11 protein-coding genes are annotated in these 20,671 nt (G+C 68.7%); 1 reads left to right on the top strand and 10 read right to left on the bottom strand.

Features of this window, described 5'->3' with window-relative positions; all coding sequences use genetic code 11:
• Window positions 1-1,717: 1,717 nt before the first annotated feature.
• The 4 genes from ACFO0C_RS42645 to ACFO0C_RS42630 all read right to left on the bottom strand — a co-directional run bounded on the left by ACFO0C_RS42645 (window position 1,718) and on the right by ACFO0C_RS42630 (window position 13,011).
• Window positions 1,718-2,368 (bottom strand): AAA family ATPase, encoded by a 651-nt coding sequence (locus ACFO0C_RS42645; RefSeq protein WP_378072548.1) that lies wholly within the window; start codon window positions 2,366-2,368, stop codon window positions 1,718-1,720.
• A gap of 208 nt (window positions 2,369-2,576) precedes the next feature.
• On the bottom strand, window positions 2,577-3,770 hold the full coding sequence (locus tag ACFO0C_RS42640; protein WP_378072547.1) for an MFS transporter: 1,194 nt from the start codon (window positions 3,768-3,770) through the stop codon (window positions 2,577-2,579).
• 106 nt (window positions 3,771-3,876) lie between these two features.
• Window positions 3,877-9,954 (bottom strand): carboxypeptidase regulatory-like domain-containing protein, encoded by a 6,078-nt coding sequence (locus ACFO0C_RS42635; protein ID WP_378072546.1) that lies wholly within the window; start codon window positions 9,952-9,954, stop codon window positions 3,877-3,879.
• Window positions 9,955-10,227: 273 nt separating this feature from the next.
• Window positions 10,228-13,011, bottom strand: coding sequence for an FAD-binding and (Fe-S)-binding domain-containing protein (locus ACFO0C_RS42630; protein WP_378072545.1), 2,784 nt, complete (start codon window positions 13,009-13,011; stop codon window positions 10,228-10,230).
• 235 nt (window positions 13,012-13,246) lie between these two features.
• Between ACFO0C_RS42630 and ACFO0C_RS42625 the strand changes: the two genes are divergently transcribed.
• On the top strand, window positions 13,247-14,341 hold the full coding sequence (locus ACFO0C_RS42625) for a hypothetical protein (RefSeq protein WP_378072544.1): 1,095 nt from the start codon (window positions 13,247-13,249) through the stop codon (window positions 14,339-14,341).
• 80 nt (window positions 14,342-14,421) lie between these two features.
• Here the strand turns inward: ACFO0C_RS42625 and ACFO0C_RS42620 are convergent, their stop codons facing one another.
• From ACFO0C_RS42620 to ACFO0C_RS42595, 6 genes are all read right to left on the bottom strand, one after another.
• Complete coding sequence (locus tag ACFO0C_RS42620) at window positions 14,422-14,748, bottom strand: ArsR/SmtB family transcription factor (protein WP_378072543.1); 327 nt, start codon at window positions 14,746-14,748, stop codon at window positions 14,422-14,424.
• A complete protein-coding gene (locus tag ACFO0C_RS42615) occupies window positions 14,745-15,191 on the bottom strand; it encodes an SRPBCC family protein (RefSeq protein WP_378072542.1) in 447 nt (148 codons plus the stop codon). The genes ACFO0C_RS42620 and ACFO0C_RS42615 overlap by 4 nt, the downstream gene beginning before the upstream one ends.
• 94 nt (window positions 15,192-15,285) lie before the next feature.
• Window positions 15,286-17,493, bottom strand: coding sequence for a family 78 glycoside hydrolase catalytic domain (locus ACFO0C_RS42610; protein ID WP_378072541.1), 2,208 nt, complete (start codon window positions 17,491-17,493; stop codon window positions 15,286-15,288).
• A 5-nt stretch (window positions 17,494-17,498) separates the two neighbouring features.
• Window positions 17,499-18,332 (bottom strand): carbohydrate ABC transporter permease, encoded by an 834-nt coding sequence (locus ACFO0C_RS42605; protein WP_378072540.1) that lies wholly within the window; start codon window positions 18,330-18,332, stop codon window positions 17,499-17,501.
• Entirely contained in the window at window positions 18,329-19,243 is a 915-nt protein-coding gene (locus ACFO0C_RS42600) for a carbohydrate ABC transporter permease (RefSeq protein ID WP_378072539.1), read from the bottom strand. The genes ACFO0C_RS42605 and ACFO0C_RS42600 overlap by 4 nt, the downstream gene beginning before the upstream one ends.
• Window positions 19,243-20,544: an ABC transporter substrate-binding protein gene (locus ACFO0C_RS42595; RefSeq protein WP_378072538.1), complete on the bottom strand. Its 1,302-nt coding sequence runs from the start codon at window positions 20,542-20,544 to the stop codon at window positions 19,243-19,245. Before ACFO0C_RS42595 ends, ACFO0C_RS42600 begins: the two co-directional genes overlap by 1 nt.
• Window positions 20,545-20,671: the final 127 nt, after the last annotated feature.

Below are 20,671 nucleotides of genomic sequence, written 5' to 3'. Positions count from 1 at the left end.
TCCGTCGCAAACAGTGTCCGCCCTTGTGGAGGGCTGGCAGCCCGGCGCAAGGTTTTGGATCTGCAGCGGGCGGTGGTCCTGGCCCTGCCCCTGCTGCGCCACGACAACGTTCAAGACCTCGCAGGGTTCAAGACCTCGCAGGGTTCAAGACTTCGCGGGTTCGAGACCTCGCGGGTGGGCTGTTCGGATGGTCCCGAGCCGCGGCCGCCCGGGCGTTCCGACGGACCTGTTCTCCGGCAGGCACCGGCCTGCCTGGATGAACTTGCAGGTCATCTCGACCCCGACGGCCGGATCTTCGATACCGGTACCCCGACCGGTGGCGCGCCGCACGACAACGTCACGGTCGCCGCTTCCGGTCTCGCGGACCGCGGGGTCGGCCACCTCGCCGACGGCGGCCCCGGTGTGCTCGCGGGCATGGGCTTTCAGGGCTGCGGCCCGTCGACGCCGTACCGCGAACCGCCGGCCAGGCCAGTGACCGAAGTCGGCAAGAGCTGCAGCCGGGCATCGGACAGCCTGCGTGCCGTCGTCGAATGCTCCATCCCGCACCTGGTCAACCGGAAGACTTTCGATCTCGGCTACCGAGGCCGCCTCTCAGGGGGCGGTTACAGACGCTCTGATGGGTTTCATGTTTCGGGGCCGACGCGGATTGCCTGCTCAGGTGCCCTATCGGCGAAGGGTGCCGAGCGGCGATGGATCAATCGGCCTGCAACTGGTCCTCCGGCTCGGCCCAGATGTGGCGGCCTCGCACGCCCTTCGCCCTGACCCTGCCGGATGAATAAGGGCGAAAGTGCGTAAGTAGTGCGATTGGAACTACCAAATCATTTGTAACCACCCTCTCAGAGTTCTTCGGCTTACTACGGTCTTGAGATCTACCGGGGACGGCGCCAGCGGTCGATATCCGGCAAAATAGGTTGGCATGATCCACTGCTTACACTTCCGGATTCGGGCGCGGAAGAATTTAGGCATGAGGCAGGGGTCATTGTTCAGCCGGGCTGAAATTGCTGTGATGCGTGACCGGACCGCGTCTCGGAATTACTCTGCCGAGCGTGAAGAATTTCGCCGCGAGCACGAGCGACACCGGGCTTGGGGCTTGCAACGCCGCCACGCTGAAAAGCTTCGGCGTCTTCGGGAAAATGGATCATCGCCAGCGGTCAGGCCTGTTCCACCACGCCACGAGGCGTTCGTCCCGCAGCGGCCTGCCTCCGAGCCAGCTCCCACGCCGCCGCCCCAGCAGCCGCCGCCCCAGCAGCCGCCGCCCCGGCTGCCTGCGCCCCGGCTGCCGGCGAACAGGACGCCCGCACCTGCCGGAGGCCCGATGCCTGGCGAGACTATGATGCCTGCTGCGACTATGCAGCCCACATCAGCCGCGGGCGCCGTCCCGGCCACGCTGGCGAGCCGGCTGGAAGCACCCGTTACGGATCAGACGAACGAAGCGGTGCCCGTTGCGGATCAGACGACCGAAGCGGTGCCCGCGGTGGGTCCGGCAGGCGTGCTGGGGTCCGACGCTGAGCGGCTGGGTGAGCCGGATCTTGCGGTTTCGTCCTTGTCTCCGACAGGTCCCCGTGAGTTTTTCATGAGTATGGGTGGACGCTGTGAGCAATTGGTCGATGTTTCACTCGTTCAAGCTGCATCCGGCGAGGTTTTCAACGATCACCCTTCGGGGGTTCTGGTCAATTATTGTCGAGGGGCTTGTGGGCCGGGTCTCCTTTCGCCTGGTTCATTCTCTTACGCTTGTGGGCTGCCGTCTGTGGTTGAGCATCCGTGCCGGGGAGGTGGTCGTCTTCTGTGTGCAGCGGTGACAGCTTGTCGGGCATGGGGTTCGGGGTGTGGCCTGGGTCAGGCCGCTTGTCTGCAGGATGGTGGTCACTGCTTCCTCGAGGGTGAATGTCTCTGGGATGATCCGTTCGCCGGGGGTGCCGAGCAGGTCCTTGTTCGTGTACCAGTCGTGCATCATGTCGGCGGTTACCGGGATCGGTTCGGCTCGCTGGTGGTGTCGCCGGACCGTCTCTTCGAACGAGACGTCCATGTAATAGCAGCTCGCCGGGCCCGGGTGGGTTTCGATGAGTTGCCGCAGGTGGGTGCGGTGTTCGCCGCTGTGCAGGATTCCCTCCAGCACCACGTGGTAACCGGCTTCCAGGGCAGCCTTCGCTGTTCCGACGATGAATCCGGGGGCGATCGCTTCGTCGCCGAGGCCGCCGTGTTCGCGCAGCAGGACCCTTCGCAGTTGGTCCTGTTCGATGAGGGCGCAGCCTCGGCCGTAGCGGCGGCGGACTTCCCGGGCGGTCGTGGTTTTTCCGCTGCCGGAGTTGCCGCGCAGGATGATCAGCGTCGGGCCGTGTGCGTGTGCCGCCGAAAAGGGCGAGGCCACCGACGCGGGAGAGGCCGTGGGAGCGGCAGCGGAGGCAGGAACGGGAGCGGGAGAGGCCGCGGGAGCGGGAGGGATCGCGGGAGCGGAGGCAGGAGCGGGAGCGGGAGAGGCCGCGGGAGCGGGAGGGATCGCGGAAGCGGGAGCGGAGGTGGGAGCGGGAGCGGAGGTGGGAGCGGGAGCGGACTCGGGAGTGGCGGGCCTGGCGGGGTCAGGCTGGGTGGTCGGCGATGGGGGGCTCTGCGGCTGTTCGGAAGGTGTCATCGACGGGTGTCTCCGTTGCATGCCTGGTGGGTGGGCTGTGGGAGCCTGCCACGAAAGCTACGGCCCCTACCACCACTGTCAGGCCGCAGAGGACCAAGGTCGTTCGGTGGCCGAACTGTTCCACCGCGGCGCCGGACAGGATGCCGGAGATCAGCAGGCCTGTGGTGGCGGAGTTGGCGAACAATGTTGTGGCGCGGCCTGTTGCGGGGGCCAGCACGTCCTGGAAGTAGCGGATTCCGGCCGCCGCGACCACGGCGATCCCCAGCCCGCGGAGGACCTGGCCGGCTATCAGCATCGGCATTCCGGAGGCTCCGACCGTCAGGAAATGGTAGGCCGCGAAGGAGCCGAAACCGCCGAGGATCAGGGCGCGCTGGCTGGTGCGGGACGGCAGCGCGGCCAGGATCAGGGTGGCCACCACCTCGACGGCCGCGCAGACGCTGAAGAGCACGCCGACCGACGCGGACGGCTGGTTCAGGCCCCTCGTCACGAACAGGGACAGGGCTATGCCGCCGGCGAACATGGCGGTGAAGAACAGCGTGACGCTCACCGTGAGCAGGACGGGGGTGGGGCCCGCGGTGGAGGCTTCGGCCGTCACCGGGCCGGGGCGGGTTACGGCCAGGACGGTCAGGGCGGCGACCAGGTAGACGGCGGCGGCGGTCCACATCAGGCCGGTGTAGCCGTTACGGGACAGGATGACGGCGCCGATCAGTGGCCCGACGGCCCACGCCATGGACCAGGACGCCCGCAGCAACGGTGTGGCGCGCTGGCCGGCGGGGCCTTCGCCCAGCACGGCCCGGGCCAGCGCGAACAGCTGCGGGAAGGCGGCGCTGACCGCCCCGAAGATGGTCGCGGCCATCAGGAGCAGCAGCGGGTAACTCGACACCCGCGGCAGCACCAGATACCCGGCTGAGCCCATGAGGATCACGACGATGGCGTACGCCCGTGTCGGTCGCCGGTCGAACAGGCGGCCCAGCGTCCAGCTGATCGTGATGCCGCCGACCGCGAACGCCGAGGACCACACGCCGATCTGGAGTGGCGTCATCCGGACCACGTCGGCGCCGAACAGGACGATGTAGGAGTTGACCATCGAGTCCGCGGTCCCGAACAGCAGGACCGCGGCGGCCAGGGCTAGAAAGGGCACGGCCTCTTCGTACCGACTCAATCCATTCAGCGGTACCTATTAAAGGCTCCCGGTCGCTCACCACACCCCCCTGCGGGTGGTGAGCGACCGGGAGCCGGGTGAGGGATCAGGCAGTGGCGACCGGGTCGAACCGCAGGCCGACTCCGGGGCGCAGGTTGGTGATCCAGTCGCCGTAGGTCAGATTGCTGGACCAGTCCCACTTCGACATCCCGATCAGCGACACGCCCCCGCTGCGCAGGAACGTCGTGTCGGTGCCGGGGTAGACGAAGCTGTATCCGCCGGCCTCGTCCAGGATCGCCTGGAACGTGACCGTGGTGGCCGGGTCGAGCGGGTGGCTGACCTCGTGCCACTCGACCACGTACTGCCGGTTCGGGGCGGTGCCGCGCACCTCGGTCCGCACCTCACCGTCCCACTCGCCCCAGAACGGGTCGAGGTAGGCGTTGTCGAATTCGATCGTGCCGGACCTGCTGATCCACACGCTGGTGGAGGTCTGGCCGTAGATGCTCACCGGGAACGGCAGGGTGACCTGGTTCCAGTTGTCGGTGCCGGCCAGTGCCGTCTCCGCGCCGAGCGGCGTGTAGGCGGTCGCCGTCTCGGTGAGGAAGTAGCCGGCGTTTTGCGGGGTGGCGAGCAGGGCGAAGTCGACCGGTTGCATCGTCGCGCCGATCAGCACCGCCTGCGCCGTGGTGCCGGCGCAGTCCCCGGACTGGATGGTGACGAGCACCTGGTGTGTCTTCGTGGGCAGGTCGCCGAGGAAGTAGGTGCCGTCCGACCACGTTGCCGTGCTCTGGCCGGCGACGGTCACCGTCGCGTTCTCGACCGGTTGTCCGGCGCAGGTGACCGTACCGTTGAGGTAGTTGGTCTCCGGGGTTTTCGAGGTGTATCGCACGCCGACACCGTCGCTGAGCATGTCGGATTTGTAGGAGTACTGGAAGGCGGTGGAGCCGCCCGGCCCTTCGATGCCGACGGTGGCTTCGGCGCCGCGTTCGGTGGCGCTGCCGCTGTAGGCGAGGGTGATGCCGCCGTCCTCGGTGAAGATGATCTCGAAGGAGACCCGGTCTGTGGTGTTGCCGTAGGACGCCAGGTTGCGCCATTCGACGATCCACTGCCGGTTCGGTGCGGTGCCGGTCGTCTTGGTGGCGATCGCCGCGGACGCGTCGACGACCCAGTCACTCCACATCGGGTAGATCGCGGTGTTCGGGCTGTATTCTTCGGTTCCGGACGGGATCGCGGTCGCCGTGTAGTCGGTGGCGGCGGACGGCCCGAAGGTGAGGAACCCGTTGCTGCTGATCCACGGTGTGGTGGTGGTCTCGCCGTACAGCTTGATCGGGAACGGCGCGGTGGCCTGCCAGGCCTGGTCGTCGCCGGTCCAGGTGGTCTGGACGGTGTCGCCGGGCAGGTAGGACTGGGCGATGTTGGCGCAGTCGTAGTAGGGGTCGACCTGGTTGAGTGACAGATCGGCCTTGACGTCGACGCCGCCCTTGAAGACGTCGGCCCGCGAGTCCTGGCCCTGGCAGCGTTCGCCGGTGTATTCGGCCACCACCCGGTAGGCGCCGGGCGGGACGCTGGTGAACTGGTAGCTGCCGTCGGTTCCGGTGACGGCGGTCCGGCCGGTGGGCTGCAGGGTGATGGTGCTGCCCGCGATCGGTGCGGTGGTACCGGCCTCGGTCAGCACACCGGCGACGATGCCGGGGCTCGCCGGGGTCCAGGTGATCGAGCTGTTCGAGGTGATGACCGCTTCGCGGCTCGAGTAGTACTGGGTGATCCCGGTCGGGCCGCTCAGGTCGACGTCGGCTTTGAGACCCTTCTGCCGGTCGGTGGTGACGGTGCCGTAGTGGTACGCGACCCGCCCGTCCTCGTGCAGGACCAGCTCGAACGTGGTGCGTTCGGTGGTGTTGTAGAAGAGGGCGTTGCGCCATTCGATCACGAACGACCGGTTGGGCGCGGTGCCGACCGACTGGGTACGGACACTGGCCGACGCGTCGATCACCAGGTCGTCGTAGAACACGTCGAGGTAGTGGGTGTAGTTCTCGCCGACCGACACGTAGCCGTTGACGCTGACCTTGACGACGTTCGACGTCTCGCCGTAGAACCGCGTCGAGAACGGCATGGTCACGCTGGTGATGGCGCCGTCACCGGTCAGCGCGAGCACGGTGCCCGCGGCGACGTAGGCGGAGGCGCCGACCGTGCACGAGTAGCCCATCGAGCCGTGGTCGGGCCCGTACCTGAGGTCCTTGACGGTGTCGGCGGCCAAGTCGACGACGGCGTCGGCCCGGGTCAGGCACCGGGTGCCCTGCTTGCTGCTGACCGTGTAGCTGTCCGACACCAGGCCGTAGAAGGCGTAGGCACCGTCTCCGGCGGTGGTGGCGGTCAGTCCGGTCGGTTCCAGGGTCACGGTGGCCCCGGCGACGGCCGTACCGGCGGCGTTGGTGAGTTTGCCGGTCAGGTTGAAGACCTCGAGCGGGTCGGCGTTCGGGTTGGTGAAGACGATCGCCTTGCCGGCCGCGAGCGCCGGCTCCTCGGTGGAGTAGGCGAGCCCGTCCTCCCCGGTCGGCGACTCGATCCCGACCAGCGCGAAGTCACCCTGTTCGGCCGCGTTGTCGAGACCGGCGTAGTTGGTGGTGATGGTGCCGTCGATGCCGAGCGAGACGGAGAAGCTGAGCCGCTGGGCGGTGTTGCCCTTGCGGTGCACGTTGTACCACTCGATCAACATCGCCTTGGTGGCGCCGGAGCCGGTCACCGCCGTGCGCACGCCGGCGGACGTGTCGACGACCAGGTCGTCCCAGAACGGGGCGATGATCCCGTTGGGCTCGGCCTCGGCACCCAGCTGACCGCCGCCGGTGTACGGGTACGACACACACGTGTCAGCGAAGGTGAGCAGCCCGTTCGTGTCGACGCAGACCTCCAGCGGCGCCCCGCCGTAGAACGGGAACGCGAACGGCAGGGCCACCTTGGTGACCGCGTCGTCACCGGTCAGCGCCAGGACCGTGGTGCCCGAGGCGTAGGTGACGGTCCGCTCGGCGCACAGGTGCCCGGCCTTGCTGGCGATCGGGAAGACGGTCAGTTCCAGCTCCAGGCCGTACTTCCCGACGAGGAACGACTGGCTGCCGGCCAGACCACAGCGGCCCTGATAGCCGGCGCGCACCGTGTAGGTGTCGATCGGCAGGTCGGGGAAGTCGTACATCCCGTTGGCGTCGCTGGTCGCCGTGTAGCCGCCGGGCTGGAGTGTGACGGTGGCGCCGACGACGGGCGCGCCGTCCTCGTCGACGACCGGCCCGGAGAGGCTGGCCTGCGGCAGGACGGTGATCGTGCGCTGGTCCCTGGCGCCGATCCGGATGGCGTCCTCGCCGGCGAAGAACAGCTGCCGGTCGCCCTTGGTCGTGCCGACCGGGATGTCGACGGTCGCCGTCCCGCCCACCGGAACGACCGTGCCGGCGAGACCGTCGGCGTCGAGGCTGTAGCGGAACCTGGTGACGTTGGTGTCGCCCTCGGCGTCGAACGTGACCTTGAGGTTGCCGCTCGCGGAGACCTCGGTGCCGTTCGGGAACGTGATCGCCGGCTGGAGCGCCTTCGAGCGATTCACGAAGATGTCGGTCGCCGCGATGGAGCTGAAGATCTCCACGTCGTCGAGCAGGCCGTTGAGATGACCGTCGTCGGCGGCAGCCCAGCGGCGTTTACCGACCGTGACCGCCCCGGTGGCGTTGAAGCCACCGACCAGAGTCGCCGTCGTGGTCTGCGCGACACCGTCGACATACAGCGTGAGCTTCTTCGTCGCCGCGTCGTAGGTGCCGGCCAGATGCGTCCATTTACCGGCTGTCGGTGCGACGTTGGAATACGCCGAGTACAGGGCCGGGGCTGCGACATCACTTCCGGCCATGGTGAACCGCCACTTGTTGGCCGGCCCGTCGTAGCCGATCGTGTACGCCGACGTGTTCGTGCCGCTGGCCGCGACGGCGATCTGCTGGCCTGTCACACCGGTCGTGGTGGTCAGCTTCACCCGGGCCGTGACGGTGAAGTTCGCGTCGGTACGGACCGCGACCGCCGCACCCGTGGCGGCGTTCGGATACGACACCGGGCCACTGGTCGCCGCCGACCGGGCCGACGTGCCGTTGAGGGACAGGGCGCTGCCTTCGTTGCCACGCCCGGCCACCCGGGTGCCGCCGGTCAGGGTGAGCGTGTTGCCGTGCTCGGCGGTGTCTGCGGTCGTGGTCGCCGACGTGTCGTCGAAGTCCCAGCCGGCCGCCGGACCCGACCCGTGCAGGACCGTGAACGTGTACGTGACCTGCCCGGACACGTTACCCGCCTTGTCCCTCGACCAGACCCGCAACGTCTTGATGCCGTCGGTCATCGGCGTCAGCGTGACCGAACCGGTGAAGTCCGCGTTCACCGGCACGGTTCCGGAGGAGATCTTCACCCCGCCGTCGAGCGACCACGCGTACACAGCGATGTCTTTGGCAAGGGTCGTCGACGTCGGTGCCGCGATCCGGAACGTCCCCGGATAACCGACACCGCCGCTGGGTGTCGTCGACGAGTAGTCGGTCGACGAGAGACCGCCGGGCGCTGGTGGTGGCGTCGCGTCGACGGTGAACTCGCAGGTCTTCTGGGACCAGTTGTCCATCCGGTACGCCGTGGACACGTTGTCGTAGGAGCGGGCCCGCCACGCGTAGGTGACACCGTCGGTGAGCGCCGGGAGCGTACCGGTGACCGTCGCGTTGTTGCCCGTCGACTGCGACACCACGTTGCTCGTGTTGGGTGCGACGGTGCTCGGCCACCAGTAGAAGTAGGTGGTCAGTGTCTGTGCGGTGTCCGGGTCCTGCTGGGTGCCGGTCAGTTTCACACCGGTCGTCCTGGTGACGTACGGCCGGGTCGCACCGGTGACGCAAGCCTTCGCGTCGGTCAGCTGGTTACGCAGTGCAAGCGGCCGCTGGTTGTAGTTCACCCACAGCCGCGCGGTCGACGGCTTGTAGCGCTTCCACTGGTTCTTGGTGGACTCGTCGATCGCCTTCATGCCGATCGTGACGGTGTTGTCGGCGTCGCTGACCATGTTCGTCACGTTGAACTCGAGCGTGCCGACACCGAGACAGCCGTGGATCGCGCCGTACTTGCGGTTGCCCAGTACCTGCGCCGTCTTGCTGGTGAACGACGGCTGCTTCTTCCAGGTGGTGGCCGACGAGATCTCGCCGGTGCGCCACACCTTGGCGTTGCTCTTCGGGTTGCACGTCCACGACCAGCGCTGCTCGATCCGGAACTCGGCCGCGATGACCTTGCCCTTGACACCGGTGGTGTCCATCCGGAAGAACGACCGGATGATGTGGTCGGCACAGCCGACGCAGTCCTCGGTACGGCCTACCCCCGCCTGACCGGTGATCGACCCGTCGGTGAGCGCCGTGGTGTTCTTCCAGAACGACTTCGTCGGGTACTTGCTCCACACCGACGTCCACGCGCCACCCGACATCGAGCCGGTGACGGCCGGGTCGATGTAGACCGGGTACTCGGTGCGCGGATCGGCGAGCATCGCCCGGTCCGGGGTGAGGGTCAGCGAGCCCCGGCCGAGCTTGACCGGCATGGCCGACCGCCGGGCCCGTTCGCCGCGGGAGCTGTCGGTCTCCGCGGCCGACGGCCGGGGCTGGTTCTCGACCGCCTCCGAGGAGTCCCACATGAGCGGGGCCGGTGCGGTGAACACCTCGGCACCGGAGGTGTCCCGGGCGCTGAACCCGCCGCCCGCGTTCCTGGCCACGGTCACACCCTTGGTGTCCAGGCCGAAGGTGAGCGAGGTCAGATCCGATTTCTCGGCGGCCGCACGGGTCTTGACGACGAGCACCTCGGAGAAGCCGGTGGCGGTCGCGGTCACCCGCAGGTCGACGTCGGGCAGGACGTTGCGGTAGACGGCGGTGTCGCCCTTGAGGTCGGGCTCGGGCAGGGCGGTCGGCCAGGTCACGGCGATCGCCCGGTTCCCCTCACTGAGCCGGCCGACCAGCGTGGTGCCGCCGGCGGAGAAGGTCATCGGCAGCACCGTGGCGGCCGGGGCGATGCCCGCCGGCGTGCGTTCGAGCGTCGTGTCGATCGGCACCCAGTGGCCGTTCCGGCGCACCCGCTGTGGCTCGACGCTGGCCTCCAGCGAGCGGGTGCCGTCCGGGTTGGCGAACGTGCGGGAGAACTCGGTGCGGTCCGCGACAATCTCCACCGCGCTGCCGCAGGAGATCGACATGCGGTCCGCGGCGGCCTCGGTCGCCTGCTCAGGAGCACACGCGGGCGGTCTCGCGGGAGCCGCCGCGGCGGGTGCGGGGAGGCCTCCGGAGTGGAGCCCGGAGACCACCAATGAAAGTACACATAGGACAGACAGACGTCGGATTACCCTTGTCCGGACAGCAGCCATTGCCGATCCCCCGTGGGCGCGATCAATCGATACGCGCAGACCTAAACAGAGAAGATCGGCTATGTAAAGTAAATCCTCAACCTATGAACGGGTACGAATGCGTTCCTGAAGAAGCTGAACAAGGTGGACACCGGAGACGCCCGCGAGGTCGTCGGCCTGGGTCCGGCAGGAGAAGCCGTCGGCCAGCAGGATGTCCCCGTCCTCGGCCTTTTCCAGGGCGGGCAGGAGTTGCTGCTCAGCCACCTGCACGGACACCTCGTAGTGACCGCGCTCGACACCGAAGTTACCGGCCAGACCACAGCAGCCGCCGAGCCGCTTGACGGTCGCACCGGCCTGCTTGAGCAGTTTCGCGTCGGCGTCCCAGCCCATCACGGCGTGGTGGTGACAGTGCGGCTGCGCGATCACCCGGACCCCCTCCAGGCTGGGCGGGGTGTAACCCTCCGTGGCGGCAAGGAGTTCCGCGATCGTCACCGTCGCCGCGGCGACCTCCCGGGCGGCCTCGTTGTTCACCAGCTCGACGGCGTCCTGGCGGAGCACGCCGGTGCACGACGGTTCGAGGCCGACGATCGGAATGCCCTGCTTGGCCGCCTCGTGCAGCTCGGCGACGGTGCCACCGAGAATGCGCCGGGCGGCGTCGAGCTGGCCGGTGGAGATCCAGGTCAGGCCGCAGCAGGCCTTACGGCTGGCCACTTGCGGAGCGTAACCGGCGTCGACGAGCACGTCGACCGCGGCCCGGGCGATCTCCGGCGAGAAATGGTCGGTGAAACTGTCCACGAAAAGGATGACCGGTTTGCCATTCTTTATCGGCTTGAACGACGATCGGAACGTCTTCGGGGCGAATGCGGGAATGTTACGGCGCTTGTCGACCCCGGCGATCCACAACGCGACACCCTTGATACCGGGCAGACTCGTGGCCAGATTGGCGAGCGCGGGCATACGAGACGCGAGCCGGGACCAGCGCGGCAGCCAGCCGAGCGAGTAGTGCGACCGCGGCCGCACCCGCCCCTTGAAACTCTGGTGCAGGACCTCGGATTTGTAGGCCGCCATGTCGATCCCGGTCGGGCAGTCCGACGCACAACCCTTGCAGGACAGACAAAGATCAAGCGCATCGTGTACGGCCTCAGCGCGCCAATCCGGGGCGAGATCACCGTCGAGCATCTCCTGGAGCACGCGGGCGCGCCCCCGGGTCGAGTCCTTCTCGTCCTTGGTGGCCAGGAAGGACGGGCACATCACCCCGCCGAGGACCCGGGTGTCGACGCGGCATTTGCCGACGCCGGTGCACCGGTGCACGGCCTGGTTGAAGTCACCGCCGTCGTGGTGGTATGCCAGTGCGAGCGGGACCGTCACCTTACGTGCCTGCGACACCCGGATGTTGGCGTCGACCGGATCGGGGTCGACGAGGTTGCCCGGGTTCAGCAGATTCCTCGGGTCGAAGACGCCCTTGATCTGCCGGAACAGACCCATCGCCGCCGGCGAGTACATCCGCGACAGCAACTCGGACCGGGCCCGGCCGTCGCCGTGCTCGCCGGACAGCGACCCGCCGTAACCGACCACCAGGTCGGCGGCGTCCTCCAGGAACGACCGGAACATCCTCGGGCCGTCCGGCTTGTCCAGCGGGAAGTCCAGCCGGACGTGCACACAGCCGTCGCCGAGGTGGCCGTACGGCATGACGGACAGACCGTGCCGTGAGCACAGGGCGTCGAAGTCACGCAGGTAGGCACCGATCTTCACCGGCGGGACCGCGGCGTCCTCCCAGCCCGCGTGCGCGGGCAGCCCGCTCGGGGCCCGCCCGGCCAGGCCCGCGCCGTCCTCCCGGATCTTCCACAGCGGGGCCGCCTCGGCGGTGTCCTCGACGATCCGGTGATCGACCGCCTCGGCCACCGCGACCAGCTTGGCGACCCGCTCGCGGACCTCGTCCAGGTCGTCGCCGGCGATCTCCACCATCAGCCAGGCCGTGCCGCCGGGCAGCGGCGGCACGGCACCCGGGCCGCGGCGGGAGCGGACCAGGTCGCAGATGCGGTGGTCGAGGCCCTCGCAGGCGGTCGGGGTGAACTCCAGGATCTTCGGGATGATGTCGCCGGCCGTACCGAAATCGGGGTAGCCGAGCACGACCAGCGTGCGGTGGGCCGGGTCGGCGACCAGCCGGACCGTCGCCTCGGTGATCACCGCGAGGGTGCCCTCGCTGCCGACCAGGAACTCGGTGAGGTTGAACCCGTTCTCCGGGAGCAGGTGCTCGACGGCGTAACCGGAGACCTGCCGGCCGAACCGCGCGAACTCGGTCCGCCCGATCGCCAGGTTCGCGCCGATCACGTCGCGGAGCTGGTCGACCGTCTTCGACGTGGACAGTTCCTCGCCGTCGATCGTGTACGCCTTCAGGGCCAGCGTGTTGTCCGACGTCCGGCCGTACCCCAGGGTGCGGGAGCCGCACGAGTTGTTGCCGATCATGCCGCCGATCGTGCAGCGGGTGTGCGTCGACGGGTCCGGCCCGAACCGCAGCCCGAACGGTTTCGCCGCCGCCTGCAGCGTGGCCTGGACCGTGCCGGCCTGCACCCGCGCCGTCCGCGCGTCGCCGTCGACCTCGAGCACCCTGTTCATGTGCCGGCTGAAGTCGAGGATGATGCCGGGGCCGATCGCGTTGCCGGCCACACTCGTCCCGGCGCCGCGGGCGGTGATCGGCACCCCCGACTCACGGCTCACCGCCAGGGTCGCCAGCACGTCGTCGTCGTGTCGCGGGCGGACGATCAGCTGCGGGACGATCCGATAGAGAGAGGCGTCGCTCGCGTACGCCGACCGGTGCGCCGCATCGGTGAGGACGTCGGTGACGCCCGCCCGGTGCAGCAGGGCGGCGAGGTCGGCACTGGTCACGCGGGTCTCCAAGGCTGTCTCAGGGCTGGTCCGCCTTGGGCAGCGTGCGGCGGTGAACCTGCTTCGGGACGTCGCCGTCATGGTAGTCGCCGCCGATTGCGCCCCTGCGCAGCGCCGGTTTCGCTGTGAGATCGGCAATCGCCGGGACCACTGTTGGCAACTCGACAAAAGGGCGATAACCTCCTGCGCGTACGTTCCACAGAAGATCGGTTTCAAGCGCCGCAAGGAGACGCGTGTGGGGCGGAAAGAGCCTTCCCCGGACGAGGGCCGGCGTTCCTCATCGCTGAGGGTCGGCGGCTACGTGACGACCCGCCGGGCGCCCCGGCACCGCGCTCCGGAGGTGGCCGAGCAGGGCGACCGGCTGCCTAACATCTCCGACTACTGGCCGGACGCGCCGCACCGGCTGCGCGCGCCGTGGGAGGGGTTCCTGCCGCTGCCACCGAACGCCGTCTCGTCGGTGGACGTCGAGGTCAGGGGCGAGATCGGGCCGTCCGGCACACTGGACCGGCGGTGGCCGATCGTGCTCACCGGTGTGCTCGCCCTGACCGTGGTCGCGGGCACGATGCTGCTGGCGCGGCCGCTGGCCGAGTCGGAGATCCGCCAGCAGCGGGCCGCGCTGCCGCCGTCGGCGGTCGCCATCGAGCCGCAGATCACCGTCGCGCCGATGCCGCCGCCGCTGCTGCTCTCCCCCACCCCGTCGCCGTCGGCCACGACGACCGCGCCGCCGGACGTCCGCTCGGCCCGGCTGGAGTTCGTCACCGGCGTCACCGATCTGTCGGTGCGCATCGCCGATCTGGGTGACGTGCCGTTCGAGGTGACCTCCACGGACGGGTCGGAGGTCGACGCCACCACCACTTTCAGTGACGGCGTGCTCCGTGTCGAGATCAACTCGGCGGGGGCGAACGGTTCGGCCGAGGTCCGGCTCAGCAACCGGATCGTCTGGGGTCTGCGGCTCTCCGCCGGGGTGAAGTCGGCCAGCTTCGACACCACCGCGGGCACGGTGAGCCGGATCGACCTGGACGGCGGGGCGGAGAGCTTCAACCTGGTCCTGGGGCGGCTGTCCGGCGTCGTGCCGATCCGGATGACCGGCGGCGTCAGCAACTGGCGGATCTGGACCGACGGCCGCGTCCCGACGCGCGTCACGGTCGGTGACGGCGCCGGGAACGTGATCGTCTACGGCGACGAGAACGGCGGGACCGCTCCCGGGGCGGTCATCCGGTCGGGCGATCTGGACGACGGGCGCGGCCTGGACGTCGACGCGGTCGCCGGCGTGGGTTCCCTGGAGATCAGCTCGACCGATCAGTCGGGCCGGGGCCGCACCCGGCGCTGACCCTTCCGGCCCGCCGATCCGCTCGCCGCCGACGAGGACGACGGCGAGGACGACGGCGAGGACGGCGAGCGGAGTGGCTGTCAGGGCTCGCGGGCGATCGCCTCGGCGATGCGCTTGATGCGCTGGAGCCGGGCGTCCCACGCGGCGCCGACCGACGACAGCTGGGCCACCGCGCGGGCCAGCTGGGCGTCGTCGACCCGGTAACGCCGCTCCCGCCCGGCCGGGGTGCCCCGGACCAGGCCGGCCCGTTCGAGCACGACCAGGTGCTTGGCCACCCCCTGCCGGGTCACCGACAGGCGGTGGCCGAGCGTGGTGGCGGTGCCGTCACCGTCGGCCAGGAGCAGGTCGAGCATCCGCCGCCGGGTGGGATCACCGATCGCCGACCACAGATCGTCGTCGACGGTCACGGCCGGACGACCCGGGTGCCGGCGTAGGGCGCCAGCCGGGGCAGGAAGAAGTCCCACCCGTTGACGTGGTCGCGCCACGCCTCCTCGGCGACGGCCTCGGTCCACCCCCGCTCCCGGAAACCGGTCTCGCTCATCCGCAGCAGCGTCCCGTCGCCCTTGGGGGTGAGGTCGAAGGTGACCAGGAACGAGTTGCCCGCAACCGCGGCCTCGCCTGCCGGATGCGTCCACCGGAACGCGAACGACCGCGGCGGCCGCACGTCGACGACGGTGAACGTCTCGACCTTGTCGCCGAACGAGATGCGGCCGGCCTCACCCGGGGTGAGCGGGTAGTCGGCCTCGTCGGGCCACCACTGCTTGACGTGCTCGGGGCGACTGACCACCTCGAAGACGATCTCCGGGGACGCGTCGACGTAGATCTCGCGCTCGATGCCGGCGTACTCCATCACAAACCTCCCGCAACCTTTGGTTGCGCATGACTCTAGGCCGCCGGCCGCCCTATGCGCAACCAGAAGTTGCGCATAGGGCGGCCGGGTCTCCTCAGCCGGTCAGCTCCATGTCCTCCTTCCCGGGCAGCGACAGCACCCCGGTCACGCCCGTGGGCAGGGTGACGTCGACGGCGAGCTCACCGTCGACCAGGCGCCACGACACGGCGATCCGGCCGTGCGGGGTGTCCAGACCCGCACGAGCCCAGGTCAGCCCGCCGCCGGGCCGGGGCGCGATCAGCACCCGGGAGTAGCCGGGCTCCAGCGGCGCGATACCGCCGATCACCCGGTGCATCCAGTCGGCGACCGCACCGAGCGCATAGTGGTTGAAGCTGGTCATCTCCCCCGGGTTGATCGACCCGTCCGGGAGCATCGAGTCCCACCGCTCCCAGATCGTCGTCGCACCCATCGTCACCGGATACAGCCAGGACGGGCACCCACGCTCCAGCAGCAGCCGATAGGCGACATCGAGATGTCCGGTCCGGGTCAGGGCATCGAGGATGTACGGGGTACCCGCGAACCCGGTCGAGATGCGATGACCGCTGTCGGCCACCAGCGTGGCCAGCCGCCGCCCGGCCGCGGCCTCGTCGTCGACCAGCCCGAACACCAGCGCCAGCGTGTAGACCGTGGTGCAGTCCGAGACGATCGTGCCGTCGGCCGACACGTACTGCTCGTTGAACGCCGCCCGCGCCCGCGCGGCCAGCTCCCCGAACTCCGCCGCGTCCCCGTCGCGGCCGAGCAGCGCCGCCGTCTCCGCCGTGATCGTCGCCGACCGGTAGTAGGCGGCGGTCGCCACCACGCCCGGGTCGGCCTTGGCCTTGGCCGGGTTGTCGGCCGGAGCGTCCGGGTCGAGCCAGTCGCCGAACTGGAACGACGTGTCCCACACCCCGGCCGGTGACAGCAGCGACGCGACCCGGCGCACGTGGGCGGTCATCGAGTCGTACTGGTTCGCCAGGATCGACCGGTCGCCGTAGGCCTGCCACAGTGTCCACGGCACCCAGACTGCGGCGTCCGACCAGAAGGCGGTGCTGTCCGGAGCGGGGAACTCGGGCACGTCGGGCAGGTATTTCAGCACGTCCGGGATGACGAACGGGACGAGACCGGCGGCGGCCTTCTGCTCGGCGGCCAGGTCGGCCAGCCAGTCGGCGAGGAACGGGCCGGTGTCGAACAGGTAGGCGGCCGACGGGGCGAAGACGGCGATGTCCCCGGTCCAGCCGAGCCGTTCGTTGCGCTGCGGGCAGTCGGTAGGCAGGTCCAGGAAGTTGCCCTTGGTGCTCCACACGACGTTGCTGTGCAGCCGGTTCAGCAGGTCGTCGGAGCAGGCGAACGTGCCGGTGCGGGCCAGGTCGGAATGCACGACCACGGCTTCGACCCGGCGGGCCTCTTCCGTGGAGAGTCCGGCTACTTCGGCGTACCGGAATCCATGGAATGTCATCGTCGGCTCGAAGAAGTCCTCCGCGCCGCTGAGGATGAATCGGTCGGTGGCCTGCGCGTCGCGCAGCGGCCGCGAGCCGAGCTCGCCGTGTTCGAGGACCTCGGCGTGCCGGATCCGGATCTCCGATCCGGCCGGCCCGGTCGCGGTGAAACGGATCCAGCCGACGAGGTTCTGGCCGAAATCGATCAGAATCCGCCCGGTCGGCGACAGCCAGACGTCCACCGGCGCGACGACGTCCTGCCGGGTCACCAGAGGGCCGAGGTACGGGGTGAGCACGCTCGCGTCGAAGTCGAGCGCCTTGACCGGCAGGAACCATTCGGGCTCGCCACCGGCGACGTGCCATTTGGCCGACCGCCGCCGTGCGTCGATGGTCTGCCCGTCGTAGAGGTCGTCGGCGAGCACGTCGGAGCCGCCGGCCGTCCACGTCTCGTCGGTGACGACGGTCTGCCGGTGCCCGTCGGCGAAGGTGATCTCCAGGTCGGCGACCACCCCGAGCCGGTCGCCGTAGAACGCCCGGCCGCCCATGAACCCGAGCCGTCCCCGGTGCCAGCCGTTGCCGACCAGCACGGTGAGGACGTCGTCGCCGGTCAGCAGCGTGGTGACGTCGTGCTCGACATACCGGAGCCGGTGCTCGTAGGAACTCCAGCCGGGGCTGAGCACGTCGTCGCCGACCGGCCGGCCGTTGATCCGGGCCTCGTGCACGCCGAGGCTGCTGATCCGCAAGCTCGCCGCGGCCACCGGCCCGTGTCCGTCGGCGAGGGTGATCTCGGTGCGGAACAGCGGAGCGCTGCCGAGCTGGCTGGCGGGGGTGATCATCCGACCTTGCATGGGGCTCAACCTTTCACCGAGCCGGCAACCATGCCGGACACGATCTGGCGCTGGAAGATCATGAACATGATCAGCGGGGGGACCGTGACCAGCAGGATGTCCATGAACAGGAGGTTGTAGGAGTTGGTGTACTGGCCCTGGAAGTTGAAGAGCGTGAGCTGCACCGTGGCGTTCTCGTCGCCGGGCAGGAAGTAGAGCGGGCTGGTGAAGTCGTTCCAGATGAACACCGTCTGGACCACGACGACGGTCACGATGATCGGCCGCAGCAGCGGGAACACGACCCGGAAGAACAGGGCTAGCGGCCCGGCACCGTCGATGGTGGCGGCCTCGTCCATCTCCTTCGGAATACCGGCGATGAACGCCTGGAAGAGCAGGACACAGAAGGCCATGGCGTACGCGATCTCGACCAGGATCAGGCCGGGCATCGTCTTGAACAGCCCGATCCTCTGCAGCACCCAGATGGTCGGGACCACGGCCGGCGGCAGGACCAGACCGGACAGGATAACCAGGTTCGCCACCCTGGTGAACCGGCTCCTCCGCCGTTGCAGGACGAACCCGGCCATCGCCGCCAGGATCACCACCACGGTCACGCTGGCGACGGTGAGGATCGTGCTGTTGATGAACGCGATGATCAGCAGGTAGTCGCGGGCCTCGATGACGGCCTGGAGGTTCTCCACGAACGCCCATTCCGTCGGCCAGGAGAAGTCCAGCAGCGCCGACTCCTGCGCGGTCTTGCCCGCGGTGAGCAGGATGAACACGAACGGGACCAGGAAGACGACACCGAACAGGACGATCGCCAGGCCGCTCAGCGGATAGTTGGCCCGGGTACGCGTACTCATGCGTCCTCCTTCCGGTTGAAGAACCAGAACAGCGGCAGCGCGATCAGGATGACCAGCAGGAACAGCACGACGTTCCCGGCCGTGGAGAGCCCGTAGAAGCCGGCCTGGTACTGCTTGTAGATCACCGACGCCATCACGTCGGAGGTGAAGCCCGGGCCGCCCTTGGTCATCGCCCAGATCAGGTCGAACTTGCGCAGCCCACCGATCAGCGACAGCAGGATCACCGACACCGTCGCCGGCTTGGCCAGCGGCAACGTGATGTTGCGGAACCGGTGCCAGGCTCCGGCGCCGTCCATCCTGGCGGCCTCGAAATACTCGCCGGGGATCGACAGGATGCCGGCCATGTAGATGACCGTGGCCAGGCCGACACCCTGCCAGACGTCGACGAACGCGACCGACAGCAGCGCCCAGTCCGGGTCCACCAGCCAGGCCGGGCCGGTGATGCCGACCATGTCCAGCGCCTGGTTGATGACACCACGGGTCGGGTGCATCAGGATCTGGAAGGTCAGGCCGACACCGATCGTGCTGACCAGCACCGGGAAGAACGCGACCGACCGCATGAAGCCGCGGCCCAGGATCGGGCCGGTCAGCAGCACCGCCAGGGCCATCCCGAGGACCACCTTCATCCCCGAGGTGGTCACCGCGTAGACCAGCGTGTGCCACAGCCCGGAGGCCAGCGCCGGCTCCCGGAAGAACTGCACGTAGTTGTCGAGGCCGATGAACTCCTGGTCGAACAGCGTCCACCGGGTGAGGCTGAACCAGAACGCCATCACCGACGGGACCAGGAAGAAGACGGTGAAGATCGCACCGCCCGGGAGGATGAACCAGTACGGGTAGGGGCTCCTGCGGCGGCCGGGCTCCGGGACCGTGGTCGCCGGAGCCTCAGTCACCGTCTCGGTGACGGTCGTCATCACCAGCCCTGGAGTCCGAGCTGCTGCGCCTGCTTCTTCACGTCCTCGTCGTACAGCTTCGCGCCGTCGGCCGCCGGGCGGATACCGGAACCGACCTCGACGGTGATCTGCTCCAGGGCCGGGCCCTTGATCGGGGACAGGAACTCCAGCGCGGGGCTGGCGGCACCGGCGTCCACGTACGCGCTGAGGTCCTTGACCGCCGTCGCGACGTCGTCCGGAAGCTTGCAGGTCTTCACCGCGAACGGGCCACCCAGCGACGTCGCGCTCGCCTCGGCCGCACAGCCGTCCGGCGTCGCCAGGAACGCCTGGAACCTCTTGGCCGCGGTGAGCCGGTCACCGGTGGTGCTCTTCGGGATGTAGAGACCGGACGGTTCCCACAGGGTCACACCGTTCTTGCTCGCGTCGGTGCCGGGCAGCGCGAAGAAGCCCACATCGTTCGTCTTGCCCGGGGCCGCGGTGTCGATGGCGGTCACCGCGAAGGTGATCATCGGGTAGTGCGCGGCGGTGCCGTTGGCCACGGCGGCCAGGCCCTCGTTGTACTTCGCCGAGGCGTAGTCGTCGTTCCAGTAGCCGGCCTTCTTCAGCTCCTCCAGGTGCTGGAAACCGGCCAGGGCGGCGGGCGTCGTCGCGTACTTGGCCTGGTTGTTCGTGTACTTGTCGGCGAAGCCGGGATCGGCGGCGGACACGTTGTGGAAGTCGGCGAGCACCAGGATCTGCGACGTCCACGTCTCGCTGTAGGTCTGGGCGACGGGCGCCGTACCCGAAGCCTTGATCTTGCTGTTGTTGGTCATGAAGTCCGCCCAGGTCTTGGGCGGCTGGAGGCCGAGCCTGGCGTAGAGCGGCTTGTTGTAGAGGATGCCGCCGCCGGAGATGGTCTGCCACGGCGAGCCGTAGACCTCGGTGCCGCTGGAGACGACCTTCTTGAACGTCTCGTCCAGATCGCCGACCCAGGACTCGCCGGTGATCGGCGTCAGGTTCGTCGACGGGGCGATCGCCTGCAGCAGCGAGCCGGAGTTGTACTCGAAGACGTCGGCCATGTCGCCGGTGGAGAGCCGGGTCTTGACCAGGTTGTCGCCCTCGCTGCCCTGCGGGCGGGTGTCGAGCTTGACGTCTATGTCGGTGTTCTTCGCCTCGAACGCGGCGATGACCGCTTCGGCCACCTTGACGTTGGCGGGGTCGTTGTTGGTGAGGAAGGTGATCTGGGTCTTGCCGCCGGCCGTGTCGTCGCTGGACCCCAGGGATCCGGCACTGCAGGCCGACAGAGAGAGTGCGCCCGCGAGCAGAACCGCACCGAGCCTCATATGAACCTCCGGTTTCGCGCATGTTTGTAGATCGGTCTCCGCGTGTAACAGCCGTCACAGTAGACCGGTCTACGCCTCGAACACAAGACGCAACTCGAAACGTTTCAAAGATTGAATGACCCGCTCC

The organism is Actinoplanes subglobosus, assembly GCF_042650585.1.
Lineage (GTDB): Bacteria > Actinomycetota > Actinomycetes > Mycobacteriales > Micromonosporaceae > Actinoplanes > Actinoplanes subglobosus.
Note: the sequence above shows the minus strand (reverse complement) of the source record. Positions and strands in the feature narration are given on the sequence as shown.

Coding starts and splice junctions, on each gene's coding strand:
- ACFO0C_RS42615 (WP_378072542.1), bottom strand. CDS start 15,191: ATGGAGTACGCCGGCATCGAGCGCGAGATCTACGTCGACGCGTCCCCG.
- ACFO0C_RS42610 (WP_378072541.1), bottom strand. CDS start 17,493: ATGCAAGGTCGGATGATCACCCCCGCCAGCCAGCTCGGCAGCGCTCCG.
- ACFO0C_RS42605 (WP_378072540.1), bottom strand. CDS start 18,332: ATGAGTACGCGTACCCGGGCCAACTATCCGCTGAGCGGCCTGGCGATC.
- ACFO0C_RS42600 (WP_378072539.1), bottom strand. CDS start 19,243: ATGACGACCGTCACCGAGACGGTGACTGAGGCTCCGGCGACCACGGTC.
- ACFO0C_RS42595 (WP_378072538.1), bottom strand. CDS start 20,544: ATGAGGCTCGGTGCGGTTCTGCTCGCGGGCGCACTCTCTCTGTCGGCC.